This is a genomic window from Actinophytocola sp., from assembly GCF_036002505.1.
Classification (GTDB): Bacteria; Actinomycetota; Actinomycetes; order Mycobacteriales; family Pseudonocardiaceae; genus DASYTH01.
On record NZ_DASYTH010000046.1, the window covers coordinates 17530 to 27191 of the forward strand.

The following is a 9662-nucleotide window of genomic DNA, read 5'->3' on the forward strand; positions in this document are numbered from 1 at the left end:
GGGTATGGTGCTGACCGCGGAGTTGACGGTGGACCCGGCGTTCCGGATCGCCCCGGTGGGGCGGCGGCTGTTCGGCTCGTTCGTCGAGCACATGGGCCGGTGCGTGTACAGCGGGATCTTCGAGCCGGGGCATCCGGCGGCCGACCAGCGGGGGTTCCGGCAGGACGTGCTGGAACTGGTGCGCGAGCTCGGCGTGGGTGTGGTGCGCTACCCGGGCGGGAACTTCGTGTCCTCGTACCGGTGGGAGGACGGGGTCGGGCCGGTCGGCGAGCGGCCGACCCGGCTGGATCTCGCCTGGCGGCAGATCGAGGACAACGCGTTCGGGCTCAACGAGTTCCTGTCCTGGACCGCGGCCGCGGGCGTGGAGCCGATGCTCGCGGTGAACCTGGGGACGCGGGGTGTGCAGGAGGCTTGCGACCTGCTGGAGTACGCCAACCATCCGGGCGGTACGTACTGGTCGGACCTGCGGGTGCGGCACGGCGTGCCGGCGCCGCACGGGATCCGGTTGTGGTGCCTGGGCAACGAGATGGACGGGCCGTGGCAGATCGGGCAGAAGAGCGCGGCGGAGTACGGCCGGCTGGCCAACGAGACGGCGAAGGCCATGCGCGCCATCGATCCCCGGGTCGAGCTGGTGCTGTGCGGCAGCTCCCACGCGACCATGCCGACGTTCGGCGAGTGGGAGGCCACCACGCTGGAGCTGGCTTATGACAACGTGGACCACATCTCGCTGCACGCCTACTACGAGGAGCACGACGGGGATCTCTCGAGCTTCCTGGCCACCCCGGCCGGCATGGACCGGTTCATCGCCGGGGTGGTGGCCACCGCGGACTCCGTGCGGGCGAAGTTGAGGCGTACCAAGCGGATCACGCTCTCGTTCGACGAGTGGAACGTGTGGAAGATCTCGCAGTTCAACGAGCGCAAGGGCGAAGGCTGGGCGGCCGCGCCCGACCTGATCGAGGACACGTACACGGTCGCCGACGCGGTGGCCGTGGGCGGCTACCTGATCACGTTGCTGCGCAACGCCGACCGGGTGGCGGTCGGCTGCCAGGCGCAGCTGGTCAACGTGATCGCGCCGATCCGCACCGAGCGCGGCGGCCCGGCCTGGCGCCAGACGATCTTCCACCCGTTCGCCCTGACCGCCCGGCACGCCCGGGGCGACGTGCTGCGGGTGGAGCCGGCCGGGCCGACCGTCCACACGGGAGTGTTCGGCGAGGTGCCCGCGCTCGACGCGGTGGCCACCCGCGACCCGGAGTCCGGCGCGGTCAGCGTGTTCGCCCTCAACCGGCACGTGACGGAGCCGCTGGCGCTCACCCTCGACCTGCGCGCGCTGGGCCCGCTCAGCGTCGACGGCACCGAGTGCCTCGCCGGTGGCGCCGATCCTTACCTGGTCAACGACCGGGAGAACCCGGACCGGGTGCGCCCGCGCCCGCTCGCGGTGGCGCCGCCCGAGGGTGGCCGGCTCACCGTCGAGCTGCCCCCGGCCTCCTGGACCATGATCCGCCTGGCCGGGACGGCTGACTGAATTGGTCTAAACCTATAGGCTGGCCTTCCGCGTGCTAGGGAGGCCGAGATGGGACAGCTCGAGGTCGAGTTCACCGGGCTCCGGGCCGGCTCCGGGCCGGTCACGCTGGGACAGGCCAACGTCCTGGAGTGGATCGGGGTGCGGGAGCAGGAGCGGTCCGAGGTGCTCTGCTCGTTCGTGCCGGTGCCGGCGGGGTGTGGCGTCGAGGATGTGCGGGCGTCGCTGGCGATCCTGCTGGCCCGGCACGAGGCGCTGCGGACCACCGTTGAGCCCGGCCCGCCGGCGACCCAGACCGTGCGCGGCTCGGGCCGGCTGGTCGCGGAGCTGCACGAGATCGACGGCGCGGACGTGGAGTCCGTGCTGCGCGAGCGGATCGTGGCGCGGCGGTTCGACTTCGGGCGGGACCTGCCGTTCCGGGTGGCGGTGGCGACGCGGGATGGCGTGCCGTACCTCGCGGCGCTCGCGCTGTCGCATCTGGCCGGGGATTTCGCCAGCATCGCGATGGTGCGTGAGCAGTTCGCCGGGTTGCTCGCCGATCCGGGGGCGCGCACGGTCGGGCCGGTCGGGCCGCAGCCGGTCGACCAGGCCGGGCACGAGCGGACGCCGCTGGCCCGGCGGACCGCGGAGGCCGCGTTGCGGTACTGGGACACACAGTTGCGGGCGATGCCGCAGTGCGTGTTCTCCGTCCCGCACCAGGGGCCGGCGGGGAACCGGGAGGGGCACCTGCGGTCGCGGGCGGCCGGGTTGGTGCTGCCGGCACTCGCGGCGCGGACCGGCGCCGGGCACTCGACGGTGCTGCTGGCCGCATTCGCCACGCTCCTCGGGGTGCGGACCGGCAACCCGCGCGGTGCGCTGGTGTCCATCTGCGGGAACCGGTTCCGGCCGGGTATGGCCGGTTTCGTCGGCACCATCGCGCAGGACGCGCTGGTCCCGTTCGAGCTCGGTGCGTCCACCGAGTCCACCGTGGACACTGTGGTCGCCGGGATGCGGGTGGCCACGATGAGCGCGTACCGGCACAGCCAGTTCGAGGCGCGCCGGCTGTACCCGGTCATGGACGCGATCGCGGCCGAGCGCGGCACCCGGTTCCACCGCGACTGCGTGTTCAACGACGTCGGCGCGCACCGCGAGGACCGGCCGGTGGACGCCACGCCGCCGAACCTCAAGGACGTGGTGCGGGCGCTGCGGGACACCACGTTCCAGTGGCTGCACCGGTCGTCCTACCCGGTGGCCTGCTACCTCACCGTGCTCCGCGCCGGGCGCGAGGTCGAGCTCACGCTTTACGGCGACACCCGCTACCTGCCGGACGTCGAGGAGTTCCTGCGCGCCATCGAGACGCTGGTGATCGCCTCGGCGAAGCGGCCGGTACCGGTGGCGGACGTCTCGAAGATCACCGGCATCCGGCCGGTCGAGCGCGGCCCGGACTGGGTGTGGCTCGACTCGTGCTGGGTCGATCCGGCCGCGGTCCAAGCACTCCTCGACGACGTGCTCGACGGGCGGCCGAGCCTGGTCGTCGCCCGGCCCGGCCGGTTGACGGCCTACGTCGCCGACCCGGGCCGTTCCCTTACCCCGCACCAGGTTCACCAACGCTGCGTGGCGGCCCTGGCCGGCCGCTACACCGCGGTCGCGCCGAGCCGCTATGTGATCTGCGCCCGCGCCCCGGGCAACCCGCACGACGCCGGAGCCTGGGCGGCCCAACCGGTGGTCGCGCAGGGCTCCGGCCGCCTGGTGGGGAAGCAACGTGACGTTGCTTCCCACTGAGCTACTCCGTGGCCGGGCCGAGTAACGCGTGCAGTTGGGCGACCAGGCTCGGGTCGCCGTCGCGCCGCACGGCGTCGTCGCCGGCCCGGCGCCACAGCCAGAGCAGCACGTCGGTCGGCGACCCGCTGATCCGGGCCTCGGCGGCGCCACCACCCGGGGTGACGTCGACGCCCTCCGGGGTCAATCGGACCGACCAGCGGCTGTCGCCGGACTCGACTATGACGGTCTGCCCGCCGGCGCCGGTCAGCTGCTCGGTGAAGTACTCGAGCCAGGTGTGGGAGGCGAAGGACAGGAAGCAGACCAGCACCTCGTCGATGCCGTCCACGGCGAGCGCCTCGGGGATCGGTGCCAGCGCGACACCGGCCGCGAGCTCCGCGTCCACCCGGTGGATCACGGTCTCGTGCGCCATCCGGCGGACCCAGAACCCGACCGTCTGGTCGGGGCCGTACCAGGTGAGCGCCGGCTCGTCCGGCTTGCGCGCGGTGAGCTCGGCGACCAGCCCGGTGTAGGCCCGGTCGAGTGCGACCACCGGATCCTCGCCGCTGAGATCCGGCGGCCACGGTTCCGGGGCGGCGCCGGTGCGCATGATCTCGGTCTTGTGCAGGTACACCTCGGCGACGTGCCGGACCAGGTCGGCCATCGTCCATCCGGGACAGCTCGGCACGGGTGACGACCACGCGCCGGCCGCGACCTCGCGCAGCCGGCGGTAGTCGTGTTCGAGGCAGTCCAGATACGTCGACTTCTCCATGCCCGGGAGCCTGGCACAGGGGTCCGACAAATTCAGCCCAGCGCGGCGAGCCGCTCCCCCGGCCGGGTGGGCTGCTCCCCGGTCAGGGGCAGGGACCCGCGGCCCCCGTCGAGGAACGACCCGACGCCATCCTTGGCCGGCTTCAGGTTCACGCTGCCCCAGCCGGCGCCGGTGATGACGTACTCGCGGCCGTTCTGCATTCCGCGCGCCGCCTGGCTTTTCACGTTTCCCGGCGAGCACCGGAGAATTCCGGCCACCTGCTCCACCGGCAGATCCAGGCCGTAACGCGGCACCAGAATCGCGCGCTGGCTGGGCGAGAGCTGGCCCAGCGCCGACCGGACGGCGTCGCGCTCGTCGGTGGCCCGGGTCCGGTCCGCCGCCGGCAATTCCGGCACCTCGGAAACGGTATGCTCCCGGGACCGCTGGCCGCGCCCGCGATCCAGGAACAATCGGGTCACCACCGTCCGCAAATACGCGTCGACGGATTCCACCCTGATCCGCGACCACCGGGCATACAGTCGAACCGCGCCCCGAAGTATTCGCCGAACTCCGCGTCATGCCGCGCCACGCCTCCAATACGGCGAAGCCCCGGCCGAGGTTGCCGCTCGCAGGCTTCAATCCACACCGGCACGGGTAACCACCGTGCGGAGGGCGCCGAGCACGCTGAGCAAGTCGGGGCACAGCTACTCGGCGTCACCCGTCTGTGCGCTGTCCTGGTTGACCGGTCGGTTCGGAGCAGTGGCCGGCCGGTTGGCGTAGGCCGATTGGCGCTAGTCCGTGGGGTGGGGTGCCAGAAATGCTTAGGGCCCCTACGGATGGTGGGAGATCCATGGTGGAAGCACGGCCGGGGTATGTCCTGCGGGCTCTTGAGCTGTTCGCCGGGTACGGCGATCGGGACGCGATCGTCGGGATCCAGTGGGAGGGGCGGTGGACGTACGCGCAGGCGCGGGCGCTGATCCTGGACATGGCGGCGCGGCTGCGGGACGACGGGTACCGGCCGGGCATGACCGTGGGGATCGTGGTGGCGCACCCGCCGGAGGCGCCGCTGCTGCAGCTCGCCCTGCACCTGCTGGGGTGCCGGACGGCGTGGATCGAGTCGGACTCGCCGCGCCGCGACATCGACGAGTACCTGGCGCTGGTGCCGCCGGAACGGTTCATCTACGACACCCGCACGCGGCATGCGAAGGTGGGGCGGCAGCTGGCCGAGGAGCTGGGCGTGCCGGTGCACTGCCTCGGGCCGGACGGGCTCGGACCGGACCTGCTGGTGCCTGCGGCGTCGCCGGTGGAGCCGTTCGACCTGGCCACCGCCATGGGCGCGGTCGAGTCGATCTACCAGACCACCGGGACGACCGGCCGGGCGAAGCTGATCCGGCACGGCGCCGGGATGTTCGAGCAGATGACCGCGCTCGGCGAGGAGTGGGAGGCACGGGGCCGCCCGCACCTGCGGCACCTGTCGCTCACCCCGATGTGGCACGCGGCCGGGCAGGCCGCGGCGCTGCTGAACCTGACCAGCGGGGGCACGCTGTTCATCCCGTTCCGGTTCCGGTCCTGGGAGTACCTGGAAGCGATCGAGGAGCACCGGGTCACGTCGGGGTACATCGCGCCGTTGATGCTCAACGCCATTCTGGACGATCCGCTGGTGGAAACCGCCGACCACAGCAGCATGCAGCTGCTGAGCCTGGGCGGCGGGGCGGTCACGCCGGCCCGGCTGCGGCAGGCGATCGAGCGGTTCGGGCCGGTGGTGCGGATGACGTACGGGCTCTCCGAGCTGCCGTACATCTCGGACTATCCGAACATGACCGTGGACCCGGATCATCCGGACCGGCTGCGCTCGTGCGGGAAGCCGTACGGTGACGTCCGGGTGGAGATCCGCGACGAGGACGGCAACCGGCTGCCGCCGGGCGAGGTCGGCGAGTTGTGGGCGTCGAGCAAGCTGTGCCTGCTGGAGTACATGGGGCAGCCGGAGCTCACCGCGGAGCGGCTGGTGGACGGGTGGCTGCGGACCCGGGACCTGGGGTACGCCGACGAGGACGGCTACCTGCATCTGGTCGGCCGGGTGCAGGACATGATCATCACCGGGATGGGTGCCGAGCACATCTTCCCGCGACCGATCGAGGAGGTGCTCTCGGCGCACCCGGAGGTGCGGGCGGCCGCGGTGATCGGGGTGCCGGACGACACGCTCGGCGAAGTCGCGTACGCGTACGTGGTGACGGCCGAAGGGTCGGCGGTCACCGCGGAGGAACTGTCCGAGCCGATCGCGGAGAACCTGGGTGGATCCTGGGTGCCGCAGACCATCGAGTTCGTCGCGGACCTGCCGCACACCGCCAACGGCAAGGTCGACGTCAAGGCGCTCAGGGCCGCCTGGGCCGCCGCTCATCCGACCACCGCCCCCGACACGATCGGCAGCCCCACATGAATCGCGGGGTCCGGCCGTGAGTGATTCCCCCAGCCGATTAGGCCTGGTCGCGCTGCTGACCGCGAGCACCGTGTCCTCGATGGGCAGCCGGGTGTCCGTTGTGGCCATCCCGTGGCTGGTGCTGGTCACCACCGGCAGCCCCGCGGACATGGGTCTGGTGGTCGGCGCGACCATGATCCCCTATCTGGCCGCCAGCGTCTTCGGCACGCCGCTGGCTGACCGGCTGGGCCTGCGAGCCACCGCGATCACCGCGGACACCGTCAGCACGATCACCACCGCGGTCATCGCCGCCAGCCCGCGGATCGGTCTGCCCACGATCCTCGCCATGGTGGCCATCTCCGGCATGATCCGCGGGGTCGGCGACCGCACCAAGCACGTGCTTCTCCGCCCTGCCGCGGAGACCGCCGGCGTCCCGATCGCCCGGGTGACCGCGATCTACGACGGCCTGGACAACGGCGCCACCCTGGTCGGCATGCCGGTCGGCGGCCTGCTGATCTTCTGGTTCGGTGCGCAGGGCGCGGTCTGGGTCGACTCCGTGTCCTATGCCGCGTCCGCGTTGATCTTCGCCACGCTGGTGACCGCCGGGAGCGAGCCGAAGCAGGAAAGCAAACCCGCCGAGCCGTACCTGCGCGCGCTGCGTGCCGGTGCCCGGCAGTTGGGCAGCGATCGGCTGCTGCTCAGCATGCTGGCCATGGTGTTCTTCGCGAACATGGTGAACCAGGCGACGACGACCGTGTTCATCCCGCTCTGGGTGTCCGATGTGCTGCATTCCCCAGCCGCGCTCGGCACCATTCTCGGTGCGTTCGCGGCCGGCGCGGTCGTGGGAAACCTGGTGTTCACCGCGCTCGCCGTGAAGCTCACGCGGTACGTCGTGTTCGCCGTGTGCCTCGCGATCAGTGGCGCACCGCGGCTGTTCGTGTTGGGGTCGAGCCACAACCTGGGCGTGGTGCTGGCCGTGACGTTCCTGTGTGGACTGGCGATGTCGGCGGTGAACCCGATCCTGGGGGCAACCCTGTACGGCCGGGTGCCCAGCGATCTCCAGACCCGGGTGTTCGGGTTGGTGGCCGCGGTCGCCTACGCCGGGTTCCCGGTGGGTGGGCTGCTCGCCGGGTGGTCAGTGAGCGGGTTCGGCCTGACCGCCCCGATCCTGGTCGGCGGGGTCGTGTACCTGGCGGCCACGCTGCTGCCGCTGCTGCGTTATCGCGGCATGTCCCTCGTGCCGGCCGAGGTGAGAGAGGAGGAGATGACAGAGGGGCCAGCAAAACCGTAGTCTCACCGGCCCCTGACCGTGTTTCACGGTCTTCACGAACGTGACCAGGAATCACGCAATATGATTCCGTACCGCTCGCGGTTCCTTATCAGCTCACTCGGAGCCAGCCAGCACGGTACGCATTCGACCCTCCTATCTGTCGGTTGCGTGGTCAGTTGGTCAGCTATGCCTTACTCGGAGGCGGTCCGCACGGTACGCATTCGATCCTCCTTTGCCCGCATACGGTCAGTTACATTGGTGAACCAAGAAGACGACGCCTGTGATGACCGAAGCCGCACTAGCGTCGTCAACTTGAAAAGTAGTGCCGCCGGGCCTGGAAGTAAATAGCCCGAATGGCCGCCTCCAGAAGGCTGTAAGCTATCCGTAAGTTGGAGCCTATCTAACGATCGGCTCTTTATAGAATGGCGTGTTAGCGGGCCGCCTCGGTGGCCGGGCGGCGATCCCAGCGCTGCTCGATGCGGCCGAATCGCCAGATCGCGACGGCGAGTAGCCAGGTGACCACGAATAGAGCCACAACGGCGTAGCCGACATACTCCAGGTCGATCGCGCCGATCCAGGCCAGCGGGCCGGAGGTGATGTCAAGCTTCTCGGCGAGCAGCCCGAGCAGCTCGACCAGGCCGATGCCCAGGGCCACCGTGACCGAGAGCGCGGTGATCGTCAGGTTGTAGAACACCTTGCGCACCGGCCGCAGGAACGCCCACCCGTACGCAGCGGACATGAACGCCCCGTCGGCCGCGTCGAACGTGCTCATCCCGGCGGCGAACAGGATCGGCAGCGTCAGGATGGCGTACCACGGCAGGGAAAACGCCGCGGCGCCACCGGCGAGGACGAGCAGCGAGATCTCCGTCGCGGTGTCGAAACCCAGGCCGAAGAGCAGGCCGACCGGGTACATGTGCCACGGTTTGCTTACCGAGCGCATGACCCGGTTGAGGATGCGGGCGAGGAAGCCGCGGTTGTTGAGATGGTGCTCCAGCTCGGCCTCGTCAAGGTGTCCGTTGCGCATACGGCGGAAGACCCGGGTGATGCCGGCCAGGGAGATCAGGTTCAGCAGCCCGATCAGCACCAGGAAGACGCCGGAGACGATCGTGCCGATGAGCCCGGTGGTCTGCTGCAGTTGGGACGATTCGTCGCCGACCTGGTTCGCCAGCGCGCGGATGCCGAGGCCGACGAGGACGCACAGGCCGAAGACCACACTGGAGTGACCGAGGGAGAACCACAGACCGACGGAGAGTGAGGGCTTTCGCTCGCCGACGAGTTTGCGAGTGGTGTTGTCGATGGCGGCAATATGGTCAACATCGAAGGCGTGGCGGACCCCGAGCAGGTAGGCGGTGACCCCGAGGCCGATGCCGAAGGCGGTGCCGTTGCCGAGGGCATACTGGTGCGGGCTGACGACGAGTACGAGGAGTCCCCAGCCGACTACGTTGAGCAAAATGACAAAGGCGGCCATCGCGGCGATCGTGGTCCACTCGCCGCGGTTCCAGCGGCGGATGCTGGTGGGGGTCACGGGTGCTGTCCTCCGATCATCCATGGTGCCCATCCTGCGCCACCGTGTGGTTATTGCCAAGTAGGTGCAGGAAGGTGTGATGTAGGGGGTTCGGAGGTGGGGTGGGGGGTGGATGGGTGTGCGTACTTGGGGGTTGGTCGGGGTGCGGCGCTTCGGGGTTGGTCAGGTGCGCGGTTTCGGGGTGGGTTCGGGGGCGGCGCGCATTGTGCGGGGTCGCCCCTCCGGCCTCAAGGGCGCCTGCGGCGTCGGCTTCGCCGATCGCGGCCAGACGCCTCGACGTGCGCAGTTCGGCAAAAGTCGGCCGCGACCCTTGACCCCGGAGCCTCTGCGACCCCTGGGGCCGCGCACAGCGCGGGCAGGGCGGACGCCCTGCCCCCCACCCGCGCACCGCCCCCAAACCCCAACAAGCCGCAGCACCCCCATTCACCCGAAAGAGCAAAACCA

At 70.4% G+C, this 9662-nt stretch carries 7 protein-coding genes; 4 read left to right on the forward strand and 3 right to left on the reverse strand.

From position 1 onward, the window contains the following. The first annotated feature begins 4 nt into the window (after window positions 1-4). On the forward strand, window positions 5-1522 hold the full coding sequence (locus tag VGR06_RS03240) for an alpha-N-arabinofuranosidase (RefSeq protein WP_327557418.1): 1518 nt from the start codon (window positions 5-7) through the stop codon (window positions 1520-1522). Between the two features lie 48 nt (window positions 1523-1570). Next, window positions 1571-3280: a condensation domain-containing protein gene (locus VGR06_RS03245; RefSeq protein WP_327557419.1), complete on the forward strand. Its 1710-nt coding sequence runs from the start codon at window positions 1571-1573 to the stop codon at window positions 3278-3280. 1 nt (window position 3281) lies between these two features. Here the strand turns inward: VGR06_RS03245 and VGR06_RS03250 are convergent, their stop codons facing one another. After that, window positions 3282-4028 (reverse strand): maleylpyruvate isomerase family mycothiol-dependent enzyme, encoded by a 747-nt coding sequence (locus VGR06_RS03250; protein WP_327557420.1) that lies wholly within the window; start codon window positions 4026-4028, stop codon window positions 3282-3284. A gap of 32 nt (window positions 4029-4060) precedes the next feature. Next, on the reverse strand, window positions 4061-4567 hold the full coding sequence (locus tag VGR06_RS03255) for a sigma-70 family RNA polymerase sigma factor (protein ID WP_327557423.1): 507 nt from the start codon (window positions 4565-4567) through the stop codon (window positions 4061-4063). 290 nt (window positions 4568-4857) lie between these two features. Here VGR06_RS03255 and VGR06_RS03260 point away from each other — a divergent pair, with 290 nt between their 5' ends. Together VGR06_RS03260 and VGR06_RS03265 are read left to right on the forward strand one after the other, a co-directional pair. Beyond that, complete coding sequence (locus VGR06_RS03260) at window positions 4858-6444, forward strand: AMP-binding protein (protein ID WP_327557421.1); 1587 nt, start codon at window positions 4858-4860, stop codon at window positions 6442-6444. 16 nt (window positions 6445-6460) lie between these two features. Beyond that, entirely contained in the window at window positions 6461-7714 is a 1254-nt protein-coding gene (locus VGR06_RS03265; RefSeq protein ID WP_327557422.1) for an MFS transporter, read from the forward strand. Between the two features lie 409 nt (window positions 7715-8123). Here VGR06_RS03265 and VGR06_RS03270 read toward each other — a convergent pair whose 3' ends face one another. Next, the gene (locus tag VGR06_RS03270) at window positions 8124-9161 is read right to left on the reverse strand and encodes a HoxN/HupN/NixA family nickel/cobalt transporter (protein ID WP_327557424.1); all 1038 of its coding nucleotides are present in this window, start codon (window positions 9159-9161) and stop codon (window positions 8124-8126) included. Window positions 9162-9662 lie beyond the last annotated feature (501 nt).

Coding starts and splice junctions, on each gene's coding strand:
- VGR06_RS03240 (WP_327557418.1), top strand. CDS start 5: ATGGTGCTGACCGCGGAGTTGACGGTGGACCCGGCGTTCCGGATCGCC.
- VGR06_RS03245 (WP_327557419.1), top strand. CDS start 1,571: ATGGGACAGCTCGAGGTCGAGTTCACCGGGCTCCGGGCCGGCTCCGGG.
- VGR06_RS03250 (WP_327557420.1), bottom strand. CDS start 4,028: ATGGAGAAGTCGACGTATCTGGACTGCCTCGAACACGACTACCGCCGG.
- VGR06_RS03260 (WP_327557421.1), top strand. CDS start 4,858: ATGGTGGAAGCACGGCCGGGGTATGTCCTGCGGGCTCTTGAGCTGTTC.
- VGR06_RS03270 (WP_327557424.1), bottom strand. CDS start 9,161: ATGGCCGCCTTTGTCATTTTGCTCAACGTAGTCGGCTGGGGACTCCTC.